The organism is Mycobacterium sp. 29Ha, from assembly GCF_032883055.1.
In the GTDB taxonomy this organism is placed as follows: domain Bacteria; phylum Actinomycetota; class Actinomycetes; order Mycobacteriales; family Mycobacteriaceae; genus Mycobacterium; species Mycobacterium gallinarum.
On record NZ_JAMQTI010000017.1, the window covers coordinates 17,893 to 41,806 of the forward strand.

Consider the following 23,914-nt stretch of genomic DNA (forward strand, 5'->3'; position numbering starts at 1 on the left):
CGCACATGACGCCGTCGTTGGACGAGTTGGTCAAACAAGGTGAGGGTGATCAGAGTGCCGTCGACATCGGGGACGGCATCTTCATGTCGAGAAACATCGCCAACAGCTATCTGGTGACGACGTCCGGCGGCAATCTACTGATCAACACCGGCACCGACTTCGAGGCGCCTGCGATCAAGGCCCGCTTTTCGGAGGTGGCCAGCGACCCGCCACAACTGATCACCTTCACGCAGGGCCACCCCGACCACGTCGGCGGTTGGAGCCAGTTCGCGCAGGACGGTGCGCGGACGATCGCCCAGGCCAACCATCGCGACGTGCGCGAGTACTGGCGAAATCTGCACCCGTTCTACGTCGGGCGGATCATGAAGCTCTGGGGCGCCTTCATGGACGTCGAAAGCGCTGCCGCCAACCTTCCGCCCGAACCTGTCCTCACCGAGTCGTTCATCGACAGTCACGCTCTCGTGCTCGGCGGTCGCCGAATCGGGCTCTACTCCACCCCAGGCGGGGAGACCACCGACGCCCTCGTGGTGTGGCTTCCTGAGGAACGCACGGTGTTCATCGGCAACCTGATGGGTCCGTTCTTCGGTCACGTGCCGAATCTCTATACGTTGCGCGGGGACAAGCTCCGCAGTGCGATGGCGTTTCTGCATTCCGTCGACAGGGTCATCGATCTCGAACCGCAGACACTGATCAACGGCCACGAGGTGTTCCGCGGAGGGGACGAGATCCGCGCCACGATGACGAAGGTTCGCGACGCCACCGCGTACCTTCGCGACCGCACGATCGACGGGATGAACTCCGGCGCGGATCTGTGGACGTTGATGCGTGATGTGACGCTCCCGACCGAGTTGGCGCTGCCGCAGGTGCACGGCAAGGTCGCCTGGATCGTGCGCGCGATCTGGGAGGAACATGTCGGCTGGTTTCGCTACGAATCGACGACCGAGCTGTACGACGTCCCCGCCTCGTCCGTCTGGTCGGATGTCGTCGACCTGGTCGGAGGAACCGCCGCGTTGACCGAGCGGGCCGACGCCCACGCCAAGGCCGGGCGTCCCCTCGAGGCGCTACACCTGACCGACATCGTGCTTGCGCATGCGCCGACGGACCCAGATGCCCTCGGTGTCAAACGCGATGCGCTCGAACAGGTTCTGGCGGCGAGCGGCCGCGAGAACCACAGCGAAGTGCAATGGCTTGAGCAGGAGATCAACACCGCTACCCTCAAGGAGACCGATGAAGGCTGAAAACCTCTATCACACCGGAATCGTCGTCGACGATCTCGACGCGACGATGGAGTGGCTCACCCAGATCGCCGGCTACACCTGGACCGATGTCGTCACCGTCGACCAGGACGCGGTAACCCCGGCCGGCGAGGTCACCATCCCGATGAAAATGGTCTACTCGGGTGCCGAGCCTCGGCTCGAACTCCTGCAGACCGTGCCTGACACCGTGTGGACGCCGTCGGACTCCGGTGTGCATCACATCGGGTACTGGTCAGACGACGTCGAATCCGATTTGGCGGCACTGGAATCCAGCGGTATGACATTCGAGGTGAAGTCCTACAACCCGGATGGATCGGGCACGCTGCTGTGGGCATACGTGAAGGGGGCCTCCGGGCCGCGGATAGAACTGGTCAGTCGCAGTATGGAACCGTTCATCGCCTACTGGTGGGCCAGCGCGTCAGCCTCTGAGCCGTGACGCCGGACCGAACCCGCCTCACTCGAAGGCGATGACGCCGCGGATGTTCTTGCCGGCACGCAGATCCCGCATCGCCTCGTTGATGTCGTCGAGCTTGTACTTCTGGGTGACCAATTCGTCGAGTTTCAGGGTGCCCGCTTCGTACATCGACAGCAGCCTGGGCATCGCTTCGCGCGGATTCATCTCGCCATACAGCACGCCCTTCAGCGTCTTACAGGACGAGACCATGTCGGGCAGGATGAGCGGGACCATCATGTCGGTGATCTTCGCCATGCCCGTCAGCACACAGGTTCCGCCCTTGCGCAGCATCATCATCGCGACCATCACCATGTCCGGCGGCACCACGCCGGGGGTCAGCACCACCCGGTCCGCCATGACGCCCCACGTCATCTCCTTCACCAATTCCACTGCGGCCCCGGCGTCTGCCGCCGTATGGGTCGCGCCGAAAATCGGGGCGATCTCACGTTTGAACTCGTTCGGATCGACCGCGACGATGTGCTTCGCACCCGCGGCCTTGGCGCCCTGCACCGCATTCATCCCGATGCCGCCGACACCGATGACCACGACGGTATCACCGACCTGCGTGCCTGCGGCCACCGATCCCGACCCGAAACCCGTTGTCACACCGCAGGATACGAGCGAAGCCGCCTCTAACGGAATCCAGTCGTTGATCCTCACCAAGGAGCGCTCGGAGGCGACGACGTACTCGGAGAACGTGCCGACCTGCATCATCGCCATCAGGTCCTCGTCGCCGAGATGTCGCCGCCGGGTACCGTCGGTGGTCATGGCCTTGTCGTAGATGTCGGCGCCGACGTCGCACAGGTAGGTCTGTCCCGTCACACAGAATCGACAGCTGCCGCACGCGGGGAAGAACGAGATCGCCACGTGGTCACCGGGCTTGAGCGTCTTCACCCCCGGACCGACGTCGGCGACGACGCCGGATCCTTCGTGGCCACCGAGCATAGGGAACCATTCCGGCACGTTCACGCCGGCGGCCCGCATCATCTCTTCCATCTCGGCACTCGGCACGCTGTCGCCGGTGTAGAAGTGCTCGTCGGAATGGCAGACGCCCGCGTAGGCCATCTTGACGAGTACCTCACCGGCCTTGGGCGGGTCGAGCTCCACCTCGGTCACTTCCCAGTCCACGCCGACTCCGCGCAGGACCGCTGCTTTGGATTTCATGTGCGTGCTCCTTCTTCGGCGGCGGTCAGGAAGCCGGCCAGCCGACAGTCTTGGTCTCGGTGAAGATTTCGAGGCCCTCGATGCCGCACTGTCTGCCGATGCCCGACTGCTTGTAGCCGCCGAACGGGGCGTCGGCGCCGTACCAGAGTCCGCCGTTGATCCCGAGCGTGCCGGTCCTGATCCGGCTCGCGACAGACTTGGCCCGTTCCAGGTCGTCGGCGAACAACACGCCTGAGAGGCCGTAAATCGAGTCGTTGGCAATCCGCACTGCGTCGTCGTCGTCGTCGAATCCGATGACCGAGAGCACGGGGCCGAAGATTTCCTCCTGGGCGATCGTCATGGCGTTGTCTACGTCCGCGAACACGGTCGGCTCGACGAAGTAGCCCTTCTCGAGGTGTTTGGGTACACCGCCACCCGTGACGAGCCGGGCCCCTTCCTGCTTGCCCTTCTCGATGTAGCCAAGCACCCGCTCCTGCTGCCGCTTGGACACCTGTGGCCCCTGAAGCACCGAGGGATCCGTCGGATCGCCGTACTTGTTCTTCTCCATCGCGACTTTGACGATCTCGACGGCGTCCTCGTACCGGGAGTTGGGGACGAGAAGTCGCGTGGGCATGGCACAGCCCTGCCCGGCGTGCATCGAGATGAACGCACTGCCACCGATCTTTGCGCTGACGTCGCCGTCATCCTCGAGAACGAGGTACACCGACTTGCCGCCCAGTTCGAGGAATGTCGGTTTCACGGTCTCCGAAGCGGCAGCCATGATGCGCCGACCGGTCGCTGTGGACCCGGTGAACGCCACCATGTCGACCAACGGCGATGTTGAGAGCACCTCGCCGACAAGGTGATCCGACGACGTGACGATGTTGACGACGCCCGGCGGGATATCGGTCTGCTCGGCGATGATCCGTCCGATCCGGGTGGCGTTCCAGGGCGTATCGGGAGCGGGTTTGAGGACTACGGTGTTACCCATCGCCAGGATAGGACCGAGCTTGTTGAGGATGATCTCGAGCGGGAAGTTCCAGGGCGTGACGACGCCGACGACGCCGATCGGTTCCTTCCAGACTTCACGCGCGGCCAGTGTGCCCATCCCGAACGCGTCCTTGTCTGGAAGCGTTCGTTTCCACGGGAACTGGCTGATCATGTCGGCGGGCCAGCTCAGCGCCTCTTTGAGCGGTACGTCGAGCTGCGGTCCGAAGGTGCTGAGCAGTGGGCAGCCGACCTCGGCGATCAACTCACCACGCAGTTCCTCGCGCTCGGCTTCCAGCGCCGCCTGGAGTTGACGCAGACCGGCGGCGCGGGCCTCGCCGTCACGCGACCATTCGGTGTTGTCGAAGGCGTGCCGCGCGGCGGCCACCGCACGTTCCATGTCGGCGCGGGCGCCGTCGGCAGCGCCGCCGAGAACTTCCTCTGTCGCCGGATTGATGTTGTCGAACTGGCGCCCGGTTTCGGACTCGACCAGTTTGCCGTCGATCAGCATGCGGGATTCGTGTGTCACCGTGGGAATTCCTTCACCATTGTCGAAGTTCGGCCACGGCACCGGACGGCCGAGGAGCCAGGGTCAGATAAGGAATGAAGCTGCTGTTGCCGCAACGAAGTACGGAGTGCACGACGCCGACGAGATCGTCGGCCTCGACGAGGCCGCCTTGCATCTCGCCGCGATCCATCCACAACCGGATTGCCTTTTCCAGTGCTTCGGGATTCCAGGTCTTGTTGAACTCGGTCTGCGAGTCGCCTTCGCCGCCGAAGCAATCGCCGACTGCAAGGCGGGTGAAGCCGATGTTGGGATGTTCGACGCGCCACGCCTCGACGAGCTTGTCCAGCGCTGCCTTTGACACGGCGTAGGCGCCGAGCAGCGGCCACGGCGACGAGTAGGAGGCGCTCAGCGAGGACAGGTACACCGCCGACCCCGCGGCGGCTGCCAGGTGAGGTGCGGCGGCGGCGGTGATCAGGGATGCGCCGGTCACGTTGGTGGCGAACAACTTCGCCCACTGTTCCTCGTTGACATTCGCCAGCGGTGAGAGCAGGCCGACGCCGGTCGTGTACACCAGCGCGTCGAGGCCACCGAACGCATCGACCACCTCGGCGATCGCATTCCGGCAGGCCGCCCCGTCGGTGACATCGCATGCAACGGCAAGCGCACCGTCGCCCGCCTCCTTGGCGGCGTTTTCCAGCCGGTCCCGTCGGCGGGCCAGAAAGGCGACGCGGACACCCTCCCGGGCGAGGCCGATGCCGATGCACCGGCCCAACCCCGCAGATGCACCGACAACGGCAACTCTCAGCGGCGGTGCGTCAGACATCGGGTCTCCTTCAGCGAGGGCGAGAGCAACATTATCAGCCAGGTAGAAGCATCATATTCAGTTAGTGGAAACATACATTTACATACGCGCCCGCGAATTCGCGGGGAGCAACGCAGAACACTATCGGCGCAGGACTTTTCGCGGCTCGACCGCGAAGCTCAGCAGCAGACGGTCGAGGACCCTGGCGGCCCTCTCCCGTGCCTTGGTGGGCTTGTCGGCGTGCGCGATGAGGAGGGCGGCCTCCTCGACTGCCGCGACCAGGAGGTGGGTCAATTCGCCGACGGGTTGGTCGTCGATGATGCCCTCGGCGATCGCCTTGGCCACCATCTCGTTGATCAGGGCGATGCTGTTGCCTTCCTCGATGGCACGCAGCGTCCGCCAGCCCAGTACCACCGGCCCGTCGATCAGCATCACGCGCTGCACCTCGGGTTCCAGCGCGGACTCCAGGAATCCGCGCATTCCGACTGACAGGACCTCCCATGCGTCGCCGCCCGGCGGGGGCGAGGCCAGTGAGCGCAGGGTCAGATCCCGCTCGACCTCCTCGAACACCGCACGGAACAGTTCGGCCTTGTCCTTGAAGTGGTGGTAGAACGCACCTCGGGTGCCAACGCCTGAGCGGGTGACAAGGTCGCCGATGCTGGTGTCGAAGTATCCCTTCTCGACGAACAGCTCTCGCCCGGCGTCGACGAGATCGCGCCGGGTTTGATCTCCACGAGCCCGGCGCTCGATGTCGGTGCCGCCACGCTTGGCCATGCGAGCATCGTAGCAACATTCAGGATGAATGTTGCAGGTCGTCAGCGCACGATCCCGATCACCGGCATGAGGCCGAGTTCGTTGTGGGACTTGAACCCGGGTGGCGCGTCGCAGATGGCGGGAATCGAGTTCACCGGCTCCATTGCCGTCCACGCATACCCGACGGTCCCCGGCTTGGCGGTGTCGCGAGCATGCCTGTCGCCGCGCAGGATCAATTCGGTGCCGGGGTCGCCTTCGATCACGATCCGGTAGTGGTAGTAGGGCTCCCAGTCGGGCTTGGGTTCGATGGCGTCGTGGTCGGTGAACGCGTACAGCTCGTGCAGCGTGATGAACGGCCTTCCGTCCACCCAAGCCGTCCAAAGGTGATGCTGCGAGGCGACGGTTCCTGTCTTGATCACGCCCTTCAGGCCGGGCATGTCCATTTCGGCCGAGCCTTCGTACGCGATGTCGCGGATAGCGAGGCCGAGTTCGACGTCGGTGGTGAACTTTTCGACGGTCTTGCCGAGACCTTCGACAACCATGGTCAGCGACTGCGCGAACAGCGACCACGCATCCGCGAACAGATTGCCCTTGGCGAACTCGGCGGGCGTCTTCCCGAATCCCATCTCGTCCAGGTATTTCAAGGTGTCCTTGTTGAAGTTCACCGCTTCGTAGATGTGAATGTGGTCGGTCTTGCCGACGATGCGCGCCAGCGTGAGCACAAGTAGGTCCGCGGCGTAGCCGGGATGGATGCCGCCACCGTGGAAAGACGTCCCGCCCGCCTGGCACGCGGCTTCGATCTTGTCGATGTCCGCGCCGTTGGTTTCGGTCCTGTGCCACCATGCGCCACCCGAGGCGACGACGCTCTTGCCGCCGCGCAACAGTCGGCAGACCTCGTCGACGTCTGACCACAGCGGTGCGTAGAACACGCAGTCGGCGTCGAGGTTTTCGAGGGCCTCCTTATCGGTTGTTGCGAGCACCCCGATGGGCGGGACGCCGACCAGCTCACCCGCGTCCCTACCGACTTTCTCCGGGCGATTGCAGAGCACGCCGACGACGGCGAATGTCGGATTGTGGGCCATATGGCGCAGCGCGAGCGTCCCCACATTGCCCATGCCCCACTGAATGACGCGGTACTTCCTGGTGGTGGTCGTGTCGACAGACATGGCCGCGAGGCTACCAACGGCCGGTAACCACCATATGCGAATCCGTAAACGCTGATTTCCGTCTCCCGCGCGACAACCTGCATGTTGTATGTTGCCGGTATGGGTGACCAAGAGGCTCGGGCATACGGATCGGTGGCACCGCTGAAAGTCGGCCTGCTCAACGACTATCCGACCAGGGCTGGAATCGACAACGACACCCTCGACAGCCTGCGGCTGGTCTTCGACGAGGCCGTCGCCGCCGGTCTCGTCGATCGCCCGATTGAGCTGATCGAACGTAATGTGATCGGTTTACCCAACGGCACCTACCAGGCAGTCGAGGACGGCTACGACGAGCTGGTCGCCGAGGGTTGCCTCGCAATCTTCGGTCCGTATGTCTCCGACAACGCCGTTCCGCTTGCCGCCCACGCCAACCGCGTCGCCAAGGTCCCCAACATCATCCTGTCGGGCTCGGAGGGCGCATTGAGCGAATGGACATTCGCTCTGAACAACGGGTCGATGCCCGAGGAACCCGTGATGCTCGCCGCAGTGATGCTCGGCGACGGCCGATCCCGAATCGCGATCGCATACGAAGCGTCGCTCATCGGCAAGGAGTACCTCTCGTTCGCTGAAAAGGCGTACTCAGCAGCGGGTTTGAAGGTCGTCACCACCATCGCGATCCCGCAGGTCGAAGCCGACAAGGCCGACGCGGTCAACGAGCTGCGCGCTGCGGAACCGGACGCTCTCGTGCACGTCGGCTTTGGCCATGGACTGTGGGGATTCTCGGATGCGCTTCTGGCGGTCGACTGGGATCCGCCTCGCTACACGACCACCGCGTTCGAGATGGCGCACATCAACGCCGAGTGGATGCACCATCTGCGCGGGTGGATCGGACTCGACAGCTACGACGAGCGCAACGAGGTCGGGCAGGCGTTCCTCGATCGATTTGAAGCCCGCTACGGCCGTCGACCGGGGCAGTCGATGCCGGGTCTCTGCTACGACGTGGGGACGGTCATTGTGCGCGGACTGGCGGCGGCGCGACCGTTGACCGGCGAGGGGGTCAAAGGCGGTATCGAACAGGTGAAGCTCGTGCCGTCGGCTAGTGGCGCTCCCGGCACTTTCCTGCGGTTCGGCCGCTTCATCCGGCAGGGCTGGCTCGGGTCTGACTATCTGATCGCGCGACGGATTCTGCCGGACGGGAGCGCGCACGTTTTCCACGCGGCGCCCAGCGACCACATCTCACGCGCGGTGGGCCTCCCCGTTACTGGCTCCGGCTAGCTGGATCGCACCGAACACCGGCGCCGCCACGACACCCGGCGGTGCAGCAAGCACGTCGGGAATCGCTCGCAACGCGCCCATCGCGATCATCAGATGGCCGGGCTGGGCATGCGTGCCATCTGCCGGCTTGTCGTCGAACCCGACGTCGAGTTGTAGTTCGAAACTCGGCTCGCCCTTGATGACGGCGCGGATCAGCGGCGCTTTCTCGCCCGGAGCCAGGGGCTTCAGACCCCACTGCGGGAGGTCACGCGTCAACACCCATTCCTCGTGGATCGCGAGCAGTGGCCGACCCGACCAGTGGCCGACCCACGAGAACCGTTGTCCGACCACCGTTCCCGCCTCGATCGTGCCCGCACGCACCTCGATGTCCTGGGGAAGTGTCGTGGCGTCCACCGACACGTCGACGTGCGACAGCGTGATACCCAGAACATCCGCCGTGGCATTGAGCGCTTGCCGGTAGGCGAGGTCGAGCTTCTTGATGATCGGCGAGTCGGCGCTGACGTCCTCGGGTGGACGGCCCATACCCATGAGGTCGACCAGCATGGGCCTGCTGTCGACGGCCGACACATCGGTGGCCTCGTAGAGATCGATCCGGTCGATCGTCTTCGACAGCGCCGTCACCGTGGCGACGAGGCGCTCGAACATGAAGCCCGGATTCTCACCCGCGGCGTGGAACCGGGACCCGCCCGCACGGCAAGCCTCGACGAACGCGGTCTCGGTCTCGGCGCCGTAGGTGGGCAGATGGTTGTAGGAGGTCGTGGTGATGACATTGATGCCCGCCGCCAGCAGTCGGCAGATGTCCTCGGCGTTGGTCTCGATGGCGTGTGCCTTGCTCGCCGCGTGGATGACCACGTCGGGTCGCAGCGCGAAGATGTCCTCCTTGTCCGAGGTGGCCAGCACGCCGGTGGTAGGCGGCAGACCGCACAAGGCCCCGGCATCCTGCCCGGCCTTGGATGGGTCATACACCAGGACTCCCACCAGCTGATAATCAGGATTCTCAATCAGTTCGGCCAGCGCGGCGCGTCCGACGGCGCCTGTCGCCCACTGAGCCACTCGAGTTGCCAATGGAACGCTCCTGGTTGCAGTTTCGCGATTGCCACGGTTGCATGTTTGATCAACCTACATGATGTAGGTTTCAACCATCAGGTTGTATGTTGTCTGGGCGGATATATCTGGGAGGAGCCGCGCATGGCCGAGCCGGCGACCAGGACAAGCCAGGAAGAACTCGAACAAAGCATCCGCGACGCGCAGAACAAATTCAATGAGGGCATGGGCGCCGACGGCGACGCGTCGCCTTATCCGATGCTCAAGGAGCTACGCGCGCAAAGCCCGGTGCACGCCGGCTGGCCCGAGATGGGAATGGTCGGCAACCCGGGTGATGGCCCGCAGACGTTCACGGCGTACACCTTCGACACCGTCAAGGCGATCTTCACCGACAACATCACGTTCAGTACTCGCTGTTATGAGGACATCGTGCGGCCGCTCCAGGGGCCGACAATCCTGGAGATGCAGGAACCCGAACACGCGATCTATCGCAAGTTGCACGAGTTCGCGTTCGCCCGGTCTTCTATGAAGCGATGGGACGCAGAACTCGTCGGACCGTTGGTGGACCAGACCATCGCAAAGTTCAAGGACGCCAAGCGCGCCGACCTCGTCGATGCGGTGTTCATGCCGATTCCGGTGCGGGTGATCGCCGCTCTGCTGGGGCTTCCGGACTCCGACGTGCTTCAGTTCCATCGGCTTGCCATCGACTTGCTGGGCTTTCGTGGGGACATGGACTGCGCGATGCGTGCGTCGGCGGAGATGAAGGAGTACTTCGTCGGGATCCTCGCCGATCGACGCAGGGAACCCCAGGACGACATGGTGTCGATCCTGGCCGCCTCCGAAGTCAACGGGGTGAAGATGACGGACGAGCAGATCTACGGCTTCATGCGCAACCTGTTACCCGCGGGTGCAGAGACGACGTCGCGTTCGACGGCCAGTTTGGCCATGGGGCTGCTGACCCACCCTGACCAGCTCGACGCGGTACGCGCGGACCGCAGCCTGTTACCGCAGGCGATCGAGGAAGGTATCCGATGGGAGACTCCGCTGCTGAATTTCATGCGTGAGGTCACCTGTGACACCGAGGTGGGCGGAGTGCAGATCCCCAGGGGTGCGACGATGATGCTCAGCCTGGGCAGTGCCAACCACGACGAGACCCGCTGGGACGATCCGGAGAGGTTCGACATCTTCCGGGAACGTAAGCCGCACATCGGTTTTGCCCACGGTGCTCACGTGTGCCTGGGGATGCACCTGGCACGGCTGGAAACCTCGAAGATCTTCAACGCGCTGTTGGACGAACTGCCTGGATTGCGTCTCGACCCTGACGCACCGCCGCCGTACATCACCGGGACGATGTTCCGCTCCCCGCCGCGCCTCGACGTGGTGTGGGACTGAAGGGGGATTGCCCATGACGCGGGTGATCCAGTGGGCGACGGGTATCACCGGGATGATGTCGCTGCGCCACGTGATCGGCAGGCCGGACCTCGATCTCGTCGCGGTGCGTGTCTACGACCCCGCCAAGGCAGGGGTCGACGCCGGCACGCTGTGCGGTCTCGATGAGGCCGGGGTCCTCACGTCCGATGACCGAGACGCCATCATCGCAGCCGATGCCGACATCGTCCTGTACATGGGCAAAGTGGAGACCGACACCGAAGGGTGCTTCGCCGACGTATGCGACCTGTTGGCGTCGGGCAAGAACGTGGTGGCGACCGGCAGCCGCTTCATTCATCCGCGCTCGTTGCACGAGTCACTCGCAGACGGGATCGAGAGTGCCTGTCGCATAGGTGGTTCCTCATTCTTGGGGCTCGGCTTGTATCCCGGCTTTTTCGGAGAATCGCTCGGCCCATTGCTATCCCGCCTCACTCAGCGGACAACGCACATCGGCGTGCGTGAGGTGCTCAACTACTCCACGTATGGCAGTCATGATCTGATCTTCAATGCGATGGGTTTCGGCCACCTGCCGGAGGACACGACTCCGTTGCTCAGCAATACCGATTACGCGGCCAGCGCGTGGATCGGCAGCGCCACGGTTCTCGCGCAGTCGTTGGGGCTGCAGATCCTGTCTGTCGAGGGGTTCCGCGAGGTCGCGACGACCCCGCGGACGTTGACGGTCGCAGCGGGTGAGATTCCCGCGGGGACCGTCGGCGCCATGCGATTCGGCGTGACCGTCGATTGTGGTGAGACGAGGATGTCCGTTGAACATCTCACCCGCATGGCGGACGACCTGGCTCCCGACTGGCCCATCGAGATCGGTTACGAGGTCACGTTCGAGGGGGAGCCCAACATGCGGCTGCACCTCGTGATCGGTTCGCACGACGAGGATCACGCAGAGCAGGGCTGCCTGGCCACCGCGATGCATGCGATCAACGCGATACCGTCGGTGATCGCTGCGCAGCCAGGGCTCTACGACCTCTCGACGATTGCGCCTTTCGTGGCGCACTGGACCAACCGCGCATGACTAGCCAGACCGGAGACTCCCGCGGGCGTCGGCCGAGAAGGGCCAAGCCGGGCGACTACCTCGTGGCGCTCAGCGCCGCCACGGCATCCGTGCCCGTCATCGGAAGGCATCTCGAACTGATCGGTGGATTCGCGGCGCTCGGCGTCGGCGGCCGACACTACCTGCCGGGCATTTTGACCGGGATCGCGCAGCCGCGTCTGAGTCCCCGCGCCGCGAAACGGCGTCGGGAGCAGCGTGCGTCGACACCGAGCGTCTTGAGCGAAGCGTTGTACGGCATCGTTGATCCAGCGGATCTGGATCAACCATGGCCATCGCACCCGAATGTCGCGCCTCTCTGGAAGGCGCGGGGGCAACGACGGTACGTGCACAGGTCGTCGGTCTGCTACGGCGACCACCCGCGCCAGCTGCTCGACGTATGGCGACTCGATGATTTACCGCGAGAGCCCGCCCCCGTCTTGATCTTCATTCCCGGTGGCGCTTGGGTTTTCGGACGTCGCGAGTTGCAGGGCCATGCGTTGATGGCTCATATGGCGCGGCGTGGGTGGGTGTGTTTATCCGTCGAGTACCGGACGAGTCCACACCACCGTTGGCCGCGCCAGATGCAAGATGTGACTGCAGCTGTCGCATGGGCAAGGGCGAATGCCGACCAGTTCGGCGGTGATCCCGACTTCCTTGCGGTAGCAGGGACTTCGGCCGGTGGTCACTTGGCGAGCCTGGTGGGATTGGCTTCCGACGCCGAGACTTCCGTCGACGCCGTGGTCAGCATCTATGGCCTCTACGACTGGCAGGACAGGTCCACCAGGGAACGCGATCACTTCATGCGGTTCCTCGAGCGGATCGTGGTCAAGCGGTCGCAGGCCCGACACCCCGAGGTCTTTCTCGCGGCCTCTCCGATCGACCAGACTCATGCATTGGCACCGCCGTTCCTGGTGGTCCATGGCAGCGCGGACGCGCTCATTCCCGTGGCGGAGGCACGTTCTTTCGTCGCGCGACTGCGAGCGGTATCGCGTGCAAAAGTCGGTTACATCGAGCTTCCAGGCCTCGGCCACGGTTTCGACTTGATTGACGCGACCCACACTGCGCCCGTAATCGCCGCGATTGGCCGCTTCCTCACCCAGATCCACCGCGATCATGCCGCGGCACGGGTCGGTCGTCGGCGGCCGCGTCAGTTACCGAAACCGGTGTAGCTGCGGATCAAGGGCAAATCGGCCATGGTCGCGAAGCCCGCCGGCGCATCGCACACGGCCGGTATCGCGTTGACGACTTGCATGGCGACGGTGATCAGGCCTGCCTTCACGTGCTCTTCGATCGAGGCCTCACGCGAGAAGCTGGCCAGCGGGAAGAAATGTGTGCGCATCGACGGATCGCCCTCGATGGTCAACGTCCAACCGTCAAGCGGTTTGGGCCAGTGCTCGGGATACTCGCCGCCGACCGTCCATAGTGTTTCGAATTCGATCAGCGTCTCGCCGTCGCGATGGCCACGGAAGTTCCACCGCTGCCCGGCGGTGGTGCCCGCCTTGACCACATGACCGAACATCTCGAAGTCCTTGGTCGCAGACACCGCTTCGAGACTCACCGAAACGTCGTCGATGCCCGCGTTCAAGGTGTCGGAGATGAACCAGGTCTGCTCGACGAAGAGCTTCGTCAGAAAGCCGAGGTAATCGTTGGCCGTCGGTGTGACGTCTTCCGGCGGACGACCGAACCACATTCCGTCGAAGGTGATCTCGGTGCTCTCCCACAGCGTCCAGTCGGCGCGCTCTTGCAAGGTGATCTGATTGATGGTGCGGCTCATCCCCGAGAGTGCCAGGGGCAGCACGCCGGAGAGGTTACCGGGGTTGAGGCCGCTGCCGTGGATGGTGGCGTTGCCCTTGTCACACGCCTCCTGCAGGCGTTGCCGATCCCCCTCGGGAATGCGCCGTGGGTGGAACAGAAACGACGGCGTCGCCACATTCTTTCCGCTCGCGAGGAGTGCGCAGACGTCGTCGAGGTCGGTGAACGACGGCGCGTAGAGAACGAGATCGGCGTCGAGCGCGAGGATGTCCGCAGTGTCGGTCGTCGCGGTGACACCGATCGGATCGCGGCCGACGATCGTGCCAATGTCGACCCCGTTCTTTGTATCGGAGTAGACGCGCGCACCGACCAGCTCGATGTCGGGCCGGTGGTCGAGGATTGCCGTCACCATCTCGGTGCCCACCCCGCCGGTGGCCCACTGGATGACTCGTATCGGTCGCGTGCTTGTCAACGGACAGCTCCCTTCGACAGTGGCGCAGACTTCCACAGTATCGATGGTGATAATGTTTGTTCTCACTATTCGTTAAGTGAGGTTCTCGAAATGGAAGATGTGCTGGGGTACGAAGGCAAGTCGGTCGTTGTCACTGGCGCCGCATCAGGAATGGGCCAGGCGACCGCACAGATCCTCGTCGATCTCGGTGCCACCGTGACCGCGCTCGACATCAAGCCGACCACGGTTGCGGTGGACCGTGCATTGACGATCGACCTACGCGATCGCGCGAACATCGAAGCGGTCGCCGCGTCGATCGACGGGCCGATCGACGGCTTGTTCAGCTGCGCAGGCCTTCCTGGTCCGCCGTTCAGCGAGTGGGACACCATTCTGGTGAACTTCGTCGGCGCACGGCATCTGGCCGAGCAACTGGTGCCGAAGATGGTCAACGGATCGTCGATCAGCGTGATCTCGTCCTCGGCGGCGCTCGGCTGGCAGGATCACATCAAGGTGATCACGGGACTTCTGGAGACAGACGGCTTCGATGCCGCGGTCGAATGGCTCACGGCCAACGAGAAGAGGTGGTCCTGGAGTGGCTACGCGTACTCCAAATACGTCATCGATGCGTGGGTCGGTTGGTGGTATCCAGAGCTAGGCCCCAGAGGCATCCGGATCAACTGCATCAACCCGGGTCCCACCGACACGGCGATGATGCCGGCGTTCCAGGATCTGATGGGCAAGGAGACGGTGGATCAGGCGATCGGGCCGGTCGGTCGCTACTCCACTGCGGAGGAGCAGGCTTGGCCACTGGTCTGTCTGGGCAGCCCGCGGTTCAGCTATGTCGGCGGTGAGGTCCTGTGGACCGACGGCGGCTGGAACGGTGCGATGACCATGGGCCGCCACGAAGCCCAGTGGGCGGATACCGCGGCAGGGGAGATGTCGAAGAACGGCTGAGCCGTTCTCAGATGAAGTCCGACCCCCCGTCGACGTTCATGGTGGCGCCGGTGACGTAGCCGTTACGTCGCGACGCGAGATATGCCGTTGCGGAGGCGATCTCCTCGGGCAGGCCGGCACGGCCGATGTCGCAGGGATGCCCGTAAGTCTGCTCTACCCACTTCATCACGTCGTGAGGATCGGAGGAGTCAAGGCCGTCCTCAGCCAGAATGTCCTTGAGGACCTCGGTGAAGCTGGCCGTAACTATCGTCCCTGGGCACACGCAGTTGACAAGGATTCCCTCGGGTCCAAGGCTTTTGGACAGATTCTTGGTGAAGCTCGACAGTGCGGCCTTCGATGCGGTGTAGGCCACCAGGCGTGCGCTTTGACGCTGGATCGAGTGCGCGGAAAGTGTGACGATGCGGGCCCATTCGGCGGCGCGGAGCATGGGCAGCGCTGCACGCACAGAACGGACTGCGGACATCGTGCCCAGATCGAACGCGGCGTGCCAGTCGTCGTCGTCGAGTTCTTCGAACGCGCCCGCGCTGGGGCCGACGGTGTGCACAAGCACGTTGAGCCTGCCCCAGGCGTCGCTCACCGCCGCGTACCCCGCCACGATCGATTCGGCATCCGCCATGTCGACGGTGATCGGCAGTACCTCGGGAGCCCCCGCGCTTCGAACGCGATCGGCCGCTGCTTCGAGCGCTTTTCGTCCACGCGCCATGATCGCCACCGAGGCGCCCTCGGCACCAAGGGTTTCTGCGATCGCAAGACCCATGCCCTTGCTGCCTCCGGTGACGACAGCGGTGGCACCCGCGAAGCCCAGATCCATTGTGTTTCCTCCTCAGGTCTTCTTTGTACGGGCCCGCGGCGCGAGGTGCACGATATCGCTCACGACGGTCGGATTGGCCCGCGCGACGGCAATGAAGGACAGCAGGGCATTCGCGACATCGTCGACCGCGGACATCTCGGCTGGGATCTGACCCTCGTGCGCCCATGTCCGGTACAGGTCCGCCAGCAGATCGCGGTCAGCACCGCGCAGGATCTCGGTACCCTCTGTCGGGCCGACGCTCACCCGAATTACTGGCAGTTCCGGATGCTCGGCACGCCATGACCTCAGGATCTCGTCGAGAGCGGCCTTGCTCGCGTGATAGGCGGCGACGCCGGCGCGCGGCCGGCCGACGTCGTGGCTCGATGCGATGAGCGCGACTGCGTTGTCGGCGAGGTGTGGCACGGCTGCGCGCAACAGGTGGGAGGCGCCCACAGCGTTGACGGCATAGGTGTGCATCCAGGTGGTGACGTCGGTGTCCTCGATCAACGCGAATGGCGCAGAGGCGCTGGTGAACACGACCGCGTCGAGACCGCCGAGGCGCGCCGCGACCTCGCCGACGACGCGTTCGATGGCCTGCGGATCGGACACGTCGAGCTCGTGTGCTGAGCCGTCGAGCTGTTCGGCCAGCGTGGTCAGGATGTTCACCCGCCGCGCCGCAAGGGCGACTTTCACCCCCCGAGCATGGGCGGCCAGCGCCAGGGCTTGTCCGATCCCGGACGATGCGCCGACGATGAGCATCCGTATTCCCGCGATGTCGGAGTGCGGATCTGTCATACCCTGCTTCCCCTGCCTGATTCCGTTGTTGTCGAGAAGGAATCGATGATCGACCTGATGGTGCGGCAACACCTGCCGCACTCTGATCCTGCCCCGGACGCCGCGGCCACCTGTTTGGTGGTCCTTGCTCCCGCGACGATGGCGGCAGAAACCGTGTCGTTCGTGACACCCTGACACAAGCAGACGTACATCAGTGCAGGTCCGTCTCGCTGGCGTCGGCCAGGCGCATCGCATTGACGAACCGTCCTACGAAGACCGGCGGATATGCGCCCACGCCGGCGGCGGTGAGCCAGGACGCCGCAACCTCTGAGCGGTCCAACCAAACGAGTGCCTTCTCCGCGCTCGCCAGCTGTTGCAGGAACATCACCTCGTGCGCGGTGTCGAAGGCTCGGTAGACCAGGGTCCTGCGGATGCCGGCGCGGGCGAAATGGCGTAGCGACGCGCGCACCCGGGCCATGAAACTTTCGACGTCGTCGACCGGGGTGACGGCGGCGACCACGATCTCGGTGCCCGGTGCCGGCGGCTCACCGATGTCGAAGCGTTCCACGGTCTCGCCCGCGAATACCGCTGGAAGGTCATCGAGACCAACGGCATCGAACCACTCGAAGAGTTGCGGTGACCGAAGCAGATTCAGCAGCGGCTGCTCGGTGCGGACGCCGATGACGACGAGCACCCGTGCCGGCTCGACGATCGATTCGTAAATGAAAGCGTAGTGCGCGCCGAGCTCTCGCAGGCTCCCTTCGTGTTGCGTCAGAACCGGCCACACGCGTGCGGGATCGCCGACCGCGAACTCAACCGCAAAGACGAAGCTGCGCAGTGCGGTGTCGCCCATGACCGACGATTCTCGCATGTGAGAATATTGGTTCTCTAGTGGAGGTGGACATGATCGACTTCACCGACAAGGTTGTTCTGGTCACCGGTGGCGGCGCGGGAATCGGGCGAGCGACCGTGTCGATGTTCGCAGAACAGGGCGCCACGGTTGTCGCGCTCGAGATCGACGAGGGTCGCGCCGAGGAGCTGCGGACGGCTGGCGCCAACGTTCAGGTGATACACGGCGATGCGACCGATGCCGTCGATGTGTGGTCGCTGGCGACGACGATCGATGAACGGTTCGGCCGACTCGACGTACTCGTGAACAACGTCGGGCATTTTGTGACGCGTCCGACTCCGTTCGACCAATTGACCGACGACCAGATCGACGACATCTACCGGGTGAACCTCAAACACATCTTCTCTGTCACGCGGGCCATGCTGCCGCTGCTTCGGGTCGCCGGTGGCGGAGCGAGCATCACGAACATCTCGTCGATCGAGGGTTTCCGCGGCATACCGCAGTTCGCGGTGTACGGCGCGTTCAAGGCGGCGGTCACGGGGTTCACCATGAGTCTCGCGCTCGAGCTGGGCCCGGAAGGGATACGCGTCAACGCGGTGGCGCCGGAAACCACCGACAGCGCCCAGGTTCCGCTGGACCGCATGATCCACCCGTCACAACGCCATCACATTCCCCGATGGATTCCGCTGGGCCGCTTCGGCACTCCAGAAGACATTGCGGGCTGCGTGCTGTTCCTGGCCAGCCCGCTGGCCGCGTGGGTCTCGGGAACCGTTGTGCATGCCGACGGCGGCGCCCTGGCGGCTGCGGGCTGGTATCGCGACGACCGGGGGACGTGGACCAACATGCCGGTCATCAAGGGCAACAGCTTGCGGGCCGCTGAGTAAGGAAAAGTCCCTGTGCCGACACCGGCAACGCCTATTCTCAGGTAGTGACATACAGGGTGAAGGTTGATCCGTCCGACTCCAGCGCAGATCCAGGGCCCCTGGTGAAGGACACCCACTCACCGTGGCCGGCGCGGATCGGGTGGGGACTGTTCGGCGTCGCTTACCTTGCCTTCGCTGTGGTGACGGTCGCGACCATCCAGTCCGGTCTGCACGGCGACCCCGAGCGGACCAACCCCAACCCGGGGCCAGCGCCATATCCGCCGTTCCTCGGCTTCGACAACTGGCCTATCGCGGTCGCCATCAGCTCGATACCCATGGCAATCGGGCTGATCGCAGCACTGAGCTGGCTGTCCTGGCGTCAGCGCAAAATCCACTGGGCGGTCATCATCGCTTTCGCCGGGCTCATCACGGGCGCGCTGGACCCGCTCGCTAACTGGGCGACTTTCGCGATCTTCGATCCGCGCATGCTGCACTTCCCCCTCTCGTGGCCATACGTCAACATTTCGCCGAACCTCGAGCCTGCGCTGGCGTTCCTCGGGGGATATGCCGCCTATTACCTTCTCAACGGGCTGGGCTTTCTGCAATTGCACGACCGCCTCGTCGACCCACTTTTGCGGCGCTCGAGTTGGTTCGTCCGTCACCGGCTGGTCGCGGTCTTCATCGGTGCGACCATCGTCGCGATCCCGATCAACGGCCTCATCCAGTTCGCGTGGATGCGGGCGGGCATATTTTTCTACACCGAGGCCGTCGGTCCGGTTCTGCAGATCGGTCACATCCATTTTCCGGTGATCATGGCGGTCTACGACTCCATCATCTTCGGGATGGTCGCCGTGATGTGCGTCCGAGACGAGAACGGTGATCTGGTGCTCATCAACCGGATTGCCCGGTGGCTTCCCGCGCGGGCCGGCCGGCCGAAGGTGACGCTGACCCGCCAGCTGCTCATATCGGTCGCCGTGGGTCTGGTGTCGTTCGCGACGCCACTTGCGGTGTTGGCCGGCCTGCGTGAAGCCGGCCTGTCGCGCCCCGCCTACGACCAGAACCCGTATCCGAACGTGAAGGTATACGACCCCTACGGTCATCTCGAAGAAGCAGGCAAGCCGGGGCCCTTCTTCAGGTAGGAGACCGTCGACGGTCTGAGCCCACGCGGGAAGAGCAGGGCAACAAGGCTTTTCGAATATCGGAGTGACCGAGCGTGAGCCTGCGCTGACCTTCGACAGGTTTCACCGATTCCGTCAATCCGCCACCTTGAATTGACCGAACTTGACAAACAGGATGAGATCAACAATATTCCAGAAACGGAAATGCACGTTCTCACTGATGGCGTGTAGCGCCTGAGGTGCTCCGCGGCTCTGAAAGCTTAGGTGGTGGGCCGGTTTCCACGGCGGCCGGCATGAGGGGATTGACGATGTTTCAGGAACTTGTGCGCCTCGCGTTTGCGTGGGGAGCGATGATCGGCATCATCGTGTTCTGGTACTGGCTGCTCGCCAATATCGGAACCTTCTGAGCCGTCGTGAATGAGCAAGACAGGCGACGACGCCGCGCACTCATCGTGTTCCAGATCGTCGTGTACGGGGCCATGATCGCCATGTTCCTGATTCAGCTGCAGATGTTGATGGTCAAGGACTGGTAGGGCGCATCGTGACGCGGACATCAACGACCACCTACGACGAGCACTATGACGAAAGCCGCCTGGCCCAACGTCGGGCAGATCGGTGGCTCATCGTCGGCTCAATCCTGATGGGAACGCTGGTGCTCGGGCCGATCGGATTGCCCATATTCTGCCGTGGCGTCGTGCTCTTCCGGCGGGCCGAACGCTCGGGCTTGTCCGTGCGGCCGATGATGGTGACGCTGATCGGCTACGTGATCATCATCGACGCCGCGATCAACAGCATCGGTTGGGGACTCGATGTGTTCGCCAACCATGCGTTGATCACGCGGACGATCTTCACGGCATGGGGCAACCTCATGGACGGTGGCTACTTCTGGCACTACAACGAACTCTGGATCGGCGGAGCGGGCGCGCCAGGCGAGAAGGCGTGGATCATCATCTGCATCGTGGTGGTCTTCCCGATGCGTATCGCCGCAGCGATCGGCTTCCTGCAGATGAAGCGGTGGGGACAGCAGTGGATGATCGTCACCTGCTGGTTCGGACTCATCACCTGGCTGGGCTACATCCTCAACATGACGATGTACGCCGACGTACGTTACGCCGGAGTCGCGTTCCCGGTGATCGGTTGGTGGCTTTACAACATCTTCTACATCACCCCATTCCTCGCGATCCCGTACCTGCACACGGTGAACAGAGAAATCTTCTCTGACTGACAGACCGTATTCGCCAGCCATAGAAAGCCGACATCGTGAGTGATACCACTGCCGCACAGGACGACTCAGAAGCCCGACTTCCCCTCGGCACCACCGCACCGTTCGCCCGCATGCACAAGTGGCTGAAGCGTGGACTCTACGTCTGCCTGTTCGGCCTGGTAATCGAAGGCGCGATGACGGTCCCTGCGCTGGCCTTGTGGTACGGGTGGCCGAGCCTGTCGCTCACCGAGATCTGCAGTGAGTTGATGAAGGTCCGGTATTCCGACGATTCGCTGGACTGTCAGCAGCCCTACCCGCTGGGTGGTCCGCCCTTCGGTGGTGCGCCCGAGGCCGCGGGACAGCAGACGGCGAGAGACGACTGGGGCATTCAACCCGTCCCTGGTTATCCGAGTGTCGGATTCAGGGAATTGGTCCGCATCCATGATGAGCGCGAAGCGGCAGGCTGATCTCTTCGTCGAGCAGACGCAAACCCACCCATTTCGCGGCAGATCGAGGCAACTTTGCGTCTGCTCGCGCTAGCTGCCGGTCACGCCTACGTCGACTGGGATGGCGGCACCCGTGACATAGCGCGCCTCGTCGGATGCCAGCCACGCCACCGCGTTGGCGATGTCCTCCGGCATCGTCACTGCATCGGGCAGCAACTGCTTGCTGTAGCCAGGCCGCAGAACAGGGTTCGACGTCGCGGCGGCCGCCATCGCCTCGATCATCCCTCCACTTCCCATCGGCGTGGCGACCGAACCGGGATGAAGGCTGTTGACGCGGATGTTGTGCTTACCGAGTTCAGCGGCGAAGGCGCGAGCCAATCCTGTGATCGCGTGCTTGCTTGCGGTGTAAGCGATCATGAACGGTTCCATCGTCACGCCGGCTGCGGAGCCGATGAGAATGATGGACCCGCCGCGCCCCCCGGCGATGATGTGCTTGGCTCCTGCCATCACCGTATTCCATGTGCCGACTAGATTGATGTCGATGGTGTCCTGGAAGTCGCTAGCGGACACCCGATCCCACGTCGACGGAACACATATTCCTGCGTTCGCGACGATCACATCGAGGCGACCCAGCTCGTCGACGCCACGCTGCACGGCGGCGCACATCCCGTCATGGTCGCGAGTGTCCACGATCGTGGTGATGGCACGCCGACCGTGCGCGGTGACGAGTTCTGCCGTCTCCGCCAGGTCCTCTGGCGTAGCCGAGTCGTAGGGCACGCTTGGCGGCAACGGGCCGGCGATGTCGACCAGGATGACGTCGGCCCCGTGGGCACTGAGCCGTTCGGCATGGGCGCGGCCCTGGCCACGGGCTGCTCCTGTGATGAGTGCGACCTTGTCGGTCATGTCTGGCACGTTCGTACGCTACCGCAGGAGAGAATCAGCATTTCTGAAAAGCGAGAATCAGTCTTGGCGTCGGGGTAGCGTCGCTTTCCATGGGTGGTGTGCTTGACGGCCAGACCGCGTTCATCTTGGGGGCATCGGCAGGAATTGCGCAGGCTAGTGCGAAACTCCTCGCGGCCGACGGCGCGGCACTGTTTCTCCTTGGCAGGTCCACCGCGCGGCTGGAAGCGACGCGAGACGGCGTCCTCGAGGCTGTCCCTGGCGCTGAAATCGCGCTGCACAAAGGTGATCCGGAGGACGAGGCCACCGTCAAAGCGGCGGCGCAGGCGGCGTACGACGTTCGCAATCGGCTCGATATCGTCGTCGGCACGGTCGCCAGTGGGGGTACCGGTCCACTCATCGAGCAAGATCTGGCCACCTTCACCGACTTCGTCATGGGTAATCTACGGTCCAATTTCCTTGCTTTGCGCTATGCGGCGCCGCTGATGACAGACGGCGGTTCGATCGTGTTCATCTCATCCACGTCGTCGAAGATGCCGATGGAGGGCCTCGGGCACTACTCGGCGGGCAAGGCCGCGCTCGAGATGCTCATTCGCGTGGCCGCTTCGGAGCTGGGACCGCGTGGTATCCGTGTCAACGCGGTGCGTCCCGGCCTGACCGAGGCAGCCACAACGCAGGGCTACATTCACCTGGAGGAGTTGACGAGCAGCTTCTTGGAACGGGTTCCACTCGGCAGACTCGGTGTATCCAATGACATCGCCCCCGGCGTGCGCTACCTGGCCGGCCCGGAATCAAGTTGGATGACCGGGCAGAGCTTCGCCATCGACGGAGGCAATGAGGTCCGCGGCGCGCCGCGCGGGCCCATGTTCACGGTCTAATCGGTGTCGATGGCGTTGCGTGGTGCGGTGATCGGGAGGTCCAGCGACGTCGCGATGCCCGGTGCCGCATCAACGACGTAGGGAATGGCGTTCACGACGCGCATGGCTGTCGCCTCCATCGCATTGGCGTTGGCCGACTCCGCGGTGTCCTCGGTCCCGAGCCGCAGATCACACTGCATGTGCGGCTTACCCTCGATGATGAGGCGGTAGGTGCCGTTGGGCGCCGTCGCCCAGTCAGGTCCCAGGTCGGGCGCCATCCGGTTGATGTGTTCGATGGTGATCACCGGGTGCCCATTGACGACCCCGCTGGTGACAGCACGGACGGCGCCGACCGTCCCGGCGGGAATGGTGCCGCAGGCGACGTGGAGGTCGCGGGGGGTGATCACGCGTTCATACGATTCGGTGACTTCGTCCAGCTCGACGCCGAGCGCCTTCGCGACTAGCCCGATCGGCGGTCCCCACGCGAACTGCTGCGCGCCGTCGAGTTCGAGCAGGGGCGTGAAGTCCAGGGGTTCGCCGAAACCCATCGCGGTGACCATGAGGTCCCGGTTGGGGTATGCCGAGTAGTCGAAGATCTCCTGGGCGCGGATGGACCGGATCCTGTTGGAGAGTGTTGTCAGGAGTATTGCAAACTGGTCACCGGCGAACCCGGGTTCGATGCCCGACGTGTAGATCGTGACCCCGCCTGCCAGTGCGGCCTCGCGCACCTGGCTTGCGAGTTCGGGAATCCATCTGTCGGGGAACATCATTCCCGGCGTATTGGTGGTGACCACGTTGAGTCCACCGTTGAGTAACCGTATGTAGTCACGCACTGCGGCGGCGTCCATCTCGGCGCTTGCTGCGCCGTAGACGACGCAGTCGGGCTTCAGCGTGATGATGTCGTCGAGATCGTTTGTCGTGGTGACTCCGATCGGGTCGATTCCGACGACCTCTCCGGCATCGCGTCCCGTCTTCTCGGGGCTGTGTACCCAGACTCCGACGAGTTCCAGGTGAGGGCGCTTGACGATCGCACGGATCGCGAGGCTGCTGATCCAGCCTGTGGAGATGACGGCGACCTTCAACGGCTCGCTGCTCATGAACTCTGCTCCTCGTGG

At 63.9% G+C, this 23,914-nt stretch carries 25 protein-coding genes; 12 read left to right on the forward strand and 13 right to left on the reverse strand.

Annotated features, from left to right (window positions below):
- Positions 1-5 precede the first annotated feature (5 nt).
- Together M1248_RS21235 and M1248_RS21240 are read left to right on the forward strand one after the other, a co-directional pair.
- Positions 6-1,238: an alkyl sulfatase dimerization domain-containing protein gene (locus M1248_RS21235; protein ID WP_163725007.1), complete on the forward strand. Its 1,233-nt coding sequence runs from the start codon at positions 6-8 to the stop codon at positions 1,236-1,238.
- Positions 1,228-1,692, forward strand: coding sequence for a VOC family protein (locus M1248_RS21240; RefSeq protein ID WP_163725009.1), 465 nt, complete (start codon positions 1,228-1,230; stop codon positions 1,690-1,692). The genes M1248_RS21235 and M1248_RS21240 overlap by 11 nt, the downstream gene beginning before the upstream one ends.
- Before the next feature lie 18 nt (positions 1,693-1,710).
- On the opposite strand, the gene M1248_RS21245 is transcribed toward M1248_RS21240, so the two are convergent.
- The 5 genes from M1248_RS21245 to M1248_RS21265 all read right to left on the reverse strand — a co-directional run bounded on the left by M1248_RS21245 (position 1,711) and on the right by M1248_RS21265 (position 7,069).
- Positions 1,711-2,874, reverse strand: a complete 1,164-nt coding sequence (locus tag M1248_RS21245; RefSeq protein WP_163725012.1) for an NDMA-dependent alcohol dehydrogenase — start codon at positions 2,872-2,874, stop codon at positions 1,711-1,713.
- 25 nt (positions 2,875-2,899) lie between these two features.
- The gene (locus M1248_RS21250; protein WP_317149703.1) at positions 2,900-4,351 is read right to left on the reverse strand and encodes an aldehyde dehydrogenase family protein; all 1,452 of its coding nucleotides are present in this window, start codon (positions 4,349-4,351) and stop codon (positions 2,900-2,902) included.
- A 31-nt stretch (positions 4,352-4,382) separates the two neighbouring features.
- Positions 4,383-5,171: an SDR family oxidoreductase gene (locus tag M1248_RS21255; RefSeq protein WP_317149634.1), complete on the reverse strand. Its 789-nt coding sequence runs from the start codon at positions 5,169-5,171 to the stop codon at positions 4,383-4,385.
- A gap of 120 nt (positions 5,172-5,291) precedes the next feature.
- Positions 5,292-5,924 (reverse strand): TetR/AcrR family transcriptional regulator, encoded by a 633-nt coding sequence (locus M1248_RS21260; RefSeq protein ID WP_317149635.1) that lies wholly within the window; start codon positions 5,922-5,924, stop codon positions 5,292-5,294.
- A 41-nt stretch (positions 5,925-5,965) separates the two neighbouring features.
- Positions 5,966-7,069: a dihydrodipicolinate reductase gene (locus tag M1248_RS21265; RefSeq protein ID WP_317149636.1), complete on the reverse strand. Its 1,104-nt coding sequence runs from the start codon at positions 7,067-7,069 to the stop codon at positions 5,966-5,968.
- Positions 7,070-7,168: 99 nt separating this feature from the next.
- Between M1248_RS21265 and M1248_RS21270 the strand changes: the two genes are divergently transcribed.
- Complete coding sequence (locus M1248_RS21270) at positions 7,169-8,323, forward strand: ABC transporter substrate-binding protein (RefSeq protein ID WP_317149637.1); 1,155 nt, start codon at positions 7,169-7,171, stop codon at positions 8,321-8,323.
- On the opposite strand, the gene M1248_RS21275 is transcribed toward M1248_RS21270, so the two are convergent.
- A complete protein-coding gene (locus tag M1248_RS21275) occupies positions 8,285-9,388 on the reverse strand; it encodes a dihydrodipicolinate synthase (RefSeq protein WP_317149638.1) in 1,104 nt (367 codons plus the stop codon). The genes M1248_RS21270 and M1248_RS21275 overlap by 39 nt on opposite strands.
- Before the next feature lie 123 nt (positions 9,389-9,511).
- Between M1248_RS21275 and M1248_RS21280 the strand changes: the two genes are divergently transcribed.
- The 3 genes from M1248_RS21280 to M1248_RS21290 are packed head-to-tail and all read left to right on the forward strand — an operon-like array spanning position 9,512 to position 13,009.
- The gene (locus M1248_RS21280; protein WP_317149639.1) at positions 9,512-10,759 is read left to right on the forward strand and encodes a cytochrome P450; all 1,248 of its coding nucleotides are present in this window, start codon (positions 9,512-9,514) and stop codon (positions 10,757-10,759) included.
- A 13-nt stretch (positions 10,760-10,772) separates the two neighbouring features.
- The gene (locus tag M1248_RS21285; protein ID WP_163725031.1) at positions 10,773-11,822 is read left to right on the forward strand and encodes a dihydrodipicolinate reductase; all 1,050 of its coding nucleotides are present in this window, start codon (positions 10,773-10,775) and stop codon (positions 11,820-11,822) included.
- The gene (locus M1248_RS21290; protein WP_410506712.1) at positions 11,804-13,009 is read left to right on the forward strand and encodes an alpha/beta hydrolase; all 1,206 of its coding nucleotides are present in this window, start codon (positions 11,804-11,806) and stop codon (positions 13,007-13,009) included. The genes M1248_RS21285 and M1248_RS21290 overlap by 19 nt, the downstream gene beginning before the upstream one ends.
- On the opposite strand, the gene M1248_RS21295 is transcribed toward M1248_RS21290, so the two are convergent.
- The gene (locus M1248_RS21295; protein WP_410506711.1) at positions 12,988-14,064 is read right to left on the reverse strand and encodes a dihydrodipicolinate reductase; all 1,077 of its coding nucleotides are present in this window, start codon (positions 14,062-14,064) and stop codon (positions 12,988-12,990) included. The two genes, M1248_RS21290 and M1248_RS21295, sit on opposite strands and share 22 nt — an antisense overlap.
- A 90-nt stretch (positions 14,065-14,154) precedes the next feature.
- Between M1248_RS21295 and M1248_RS21300 the strand changes: the two genes are divergently transcribed.
- Positions 14,155-14,997, forward strand: a complete 843-nt coding sequence (locus M1248_RS21300) for an SDR family oxidoreductase (protein WP_163725037.1) — start codon at positions 14,155-14,157, stop codon at positions 14,995-14,997.
- A 7-nt stretch (positions 14,998-15,004) separates the two neighbouring features.
- Here M1248_RS21300 and M1248_RS21305 read toward each other — a convergent pair whose 3' ends face one another.
- From M1248_RS21305 to M1248_RS21320, 4 genes are read right to left on the reverse strand one after another with little or no spacing between them, the layout of a single operon-like run.
- Positions 15,005-15,808 carry an SDR family NAD(P)-dependent oxidoreductase gene (locus M1248_RS21305; protein WP_163725040.1) on the reverse strand — a complete coding sequence of 268 codons (804 nt, stop codon included), beginning with the start codon at positions 15,806-15,808 and terminating at the stop codon, positions 15,005-15,007.
- A gap of 12 nt (positions 15,809-15,820) precedes the next feature.
- Complete coding sequence (locus M1248_RS21310) at positions 15,821-16,582, reverse strand: SDR family oxidoreductase (protein ID WP_163725043.1); 762 nt, start codon at positions 16,580-16,582, stop codon at positions 15,821-15,823.
- Positions 16,579-16,773 carry a bacterioferritin-associated ferredoxin gene (locus M1248_RS21315; RefSeq protein ID WP_163725046.1) on the reverse strand — a complete coding sequence of 65 codons (195 nt, stop codon included), beginning with the start codon at positions 16,771-16,773 and terminating at the stop codon, positions 16,579-16,581. The genes M1248_RS21310 and M1248_RS21315 overlap by 4 nt, the downstream gene beginning before the upstream one ends.
- Positions 16,773-17,432 carry a fatty-acid--CoA ligase gene (locus M1248_RS21320; protein ID WP_317149640.1) on the reverse strand — a complete coding sequence of 220 codons (660 nt, stop codon included), beginning with the start codon at positions 17,430-17,432 and terminating at the stop codon, positions 16,773-16,775. Before M1248_RS21320 ends, M1248_RS21315 begins: the two co-directional genes overlap by 1 nt.
- A 32-nt stretch (positions 17,433-17,464) precedes the next feature.
- On the opposite strand from M1248_RS21320, the gene M1248_RS21325 reads away from it, so the two are divergent.
- From M1248_RS21325 to M1248_RS21340, 4 genes are all read left to right on the forward strand, one after another.
- Positions 17,465-18,295 carry an SDR family NAD(P)-dependent oxidoreductase gene (locus tag M1248_RS21325; protein WP_163725055.1) on the forward strand — a complete coding sequence of 277 codons (831 nt, stop codon included), beginning with the start codon at positions 17,465-17,467 and terminating at the stop codon, positions 18,293-18,295.
- 44 nt (positions 18,296-18,339) lie between these two features.
- Positions 18,340-19,413 (forward strand): spirocyclase AveC family protein, encoded by a 1,074-nt coding sequence (locus tag M1248_RS21330; protein WP_232076051.1) that lies wholly within the window; start codon positions 18,340-18,342, stop codon positions 19,411-19,413.
- A 520-nt stretch (positions 19,414-19,933) separates the two neighbouring features.
- Positions 19,934-20,617, forward strand: coding sequence for a hypothetical protein (locus M1248_RS21335; RefSeq protein WP_163725058.1), 684 nt, complete (start codon positions 19,934-19,936; stop codon positions 20,615-20,617).
- 110 nt (positions 20,618-20,727) lie between these two features.
- Positions 20,728-21,063 carry a hypothetical protein gene (locus M1248_RS21340; protein ID WP_163736786.1) on the forward strand — a complete coding sequence of 112 codons (336 nt, stop codon included), beginning with the start codon at positions 20,728-20,730 and terminating at the stop codon, positions 21,061-21,063.
- Positions 21,064-21,132: 69 nt separating this feature from the next.
- Here M1248_RS21340 and M1248_RS21345 read toward each other — a convergent pair whose 3' ends face one another.
- Positions 21,133-21,945, reverse strand: a complete 813-nt coding sequence (locus tag M1248_RS21345; protein WP_163736789.1) for a mycofactocin-coupled SDR family oxidoreductase — start codon at positions 21,943-21,945, stop codon at positions 21,133-21,135.
- An 89-nt stretch (positions 21,946-22,034) separates the two neighbouring features.
- Here M1248_RS21345 and M1248_RS21350 point away from each other — a divergent pair, with 89 nt between their 5' ends.
- Complete coding sequence (locus M1248_RS21350; protein ID WP_317149641.1) at positions 22,035-22,820, forward strand: SDR family oxidoreductase; 786 nt, start codon at positions 22,035-22,037, stop codon at positions 22,818-22,820.
- On the opposite strand, the gene M1248_RS21355 is transcribed toward M1248_RS21350, so the two are convergent.
- Complete coding sequence (locus M1248_RS21355) at positions 22,817-23,896, reverse strand: dihydrodipicolinate reductase (protein WP_317149642.1); 1,080 nt, start codon at positions 23,894-23,896, stop codon at positions 22,817-22,819. The genes M1248_RS21350 and M1248_RS21355 overlap by 4 nt on opposite strands.
- Between the last annotated feature and the right edge of the window lie 18 nt (positions 23,897-23,914).

What these genes read in the sequence shown, in the direction of transcription:
- M1248_RS21315 (WP_163725046.1), bottom strand. Translation starts at nt 16,773, where the DNA reads ATGTACGTCTGCTTGTGTCAGGGTGTCACGAACGACACGGTTTCTGCC.
- M1248_RS21310 (WP_163725043.1), bottom strand. Translation starts at nt 16,582, where the DNA reads ATGACAGATCCGCACTCCGACATCGCGGGAATACGGATGCTCATCGTC.
- M1248_RS21270 (WP_317149637.1), top strand. Translation starts at nt 7,169, where the DNA reads ATGGGTGACCAAGAGGCTCGGGCATACGGATCGGTGGCACCGCTGAAA.
- M1248_RS21250 (WP_317149703.1), bottom strand. Translation starts at nt 4,351, where the DNA reads ATGCTGATCGACGGCAAACTGGTCGAGTCCGAAACCGGGCGCCAGTTC.
- M1248_RS21280 (WP_317149639.1), top strand. Translation starts at nt 9,512, where the DNA reads ATGGCCGAGCCGGCGACCAGGACAAGCCAGGAAGAACTCGAACAAAGC.
- M1248_RS21235 (WP_163725007.1), top strand. Translation starts at nt 6, where the DNA reads ATGACGCCGTCGTTGGACGAGTTGGTCAAACAAGGTGAGGGTGATCAG.
- M1248_RS21240 (WP_163725009.1), top strand. Translation starts at nt 1,228, where the DNA reads ATGAAGGCTGAAAACCTCTATCACACCGGAATCGTCGTCGACGATCTC.
- M1248_RS21355 (WP_317149642.1), bottom strand. Translation starts at nt 23,896, where the DNA reads ATGAGCAGCGAGCCGTTGAAGGTCGCCGTCATCTCCACAGGCTGGATC.
- M1248_RS21345 (WP_163736789.1), bottom strand. Translation starts at nt 21,945, where the DNA reads ATGACCGACAAGGTCGCACTCATCACAGGAGCAGCCCGTGGCCAGGGC.
- M1248_RS21285 (WP_163725031.1), top strand. Translation starts at nt 10,773, where the DNA reads ATGACGCGGGTGATCCAGTGGGCGACGGGTATCACCGGGATGATGTCG.
- M1248_RS21300 (WP_163725037.1), top strand. Translation starts at nt 14,155, where the DNA reads ATGGAAGATGTGCTGGGGTACGAAGGCAAGTCGGTCGTTGTCACTGGC.
- M1248_RS21320 (WP_317149640.1), bottom strand. Translation starts at nt 17,432, where the DNA reads ATGCGAGAATCGTCGGTCATGGGCGACACCGCACTGCGCAGCTTCGTC.
- M1248_RS21245 (WP_163725012.1), bottom strand. Translation starts at nt 2,874, where the DNA reads ATGAAATCCAAAGCAGCGGTCCTGCGCGGAGTCGGCGTGGACTGGGAA.
- M1248_RS21340 (WP_163736786.1), top strand. Translation starts at nt 20,728, where the DNA reads ATGCACAAGTGGCTGAAGCGTGGACTCTACGTCTGCCTGTTCGGCCTG.
- M1248_RS21350 (WP_317149641.1), top strand. Translation starts at nt 22,035, where the DNA reads ATGGGTGGTGTGCTTGACGGCCAGACCGCGTTCATCTTGGGGGCATCG.
- M1248_RS21255 (WP_317149634.1), bottom strand. Translation starts at nt 5,171, where the DNA reads ATGTCTGACGCACCGCCGCTGAGAGTTGCCGTTGTCGGTGCATCTGCG.
- M1248_RS21305 (WP_163725040.1), bottom strand. Translation starts at nt 15,808, where the DNA reads ATGGATCTGGGCTTCGCGGGTGCCACCGCTGTCGTCACCGGAGGCAGC.
- M1248_RS21325 (WP_163725055.1), top strand. Translation starts at nt 17,465, where the DNA reads ATGATCGACTTCACCGACAAGGTTGTTCTGGTCACCGGTGGCGGCGCG.
- M1248_RS21260 (WP_317149635.1), bottom strand. Translation starts at nt 5,924, where the DNA reads ATGGCCAAGCGTGGCGGCACCGACATCGAGCGCCGGGCTCGTGGAGAT.
- M1248_RS21265 (WP_317149636.1), bottom strand. Translation starts at nt 7,069, where the DNA reads ATGTCTGTCGACACGACCACCACCAGGAAGTACCGCGTCATTCAGTGG.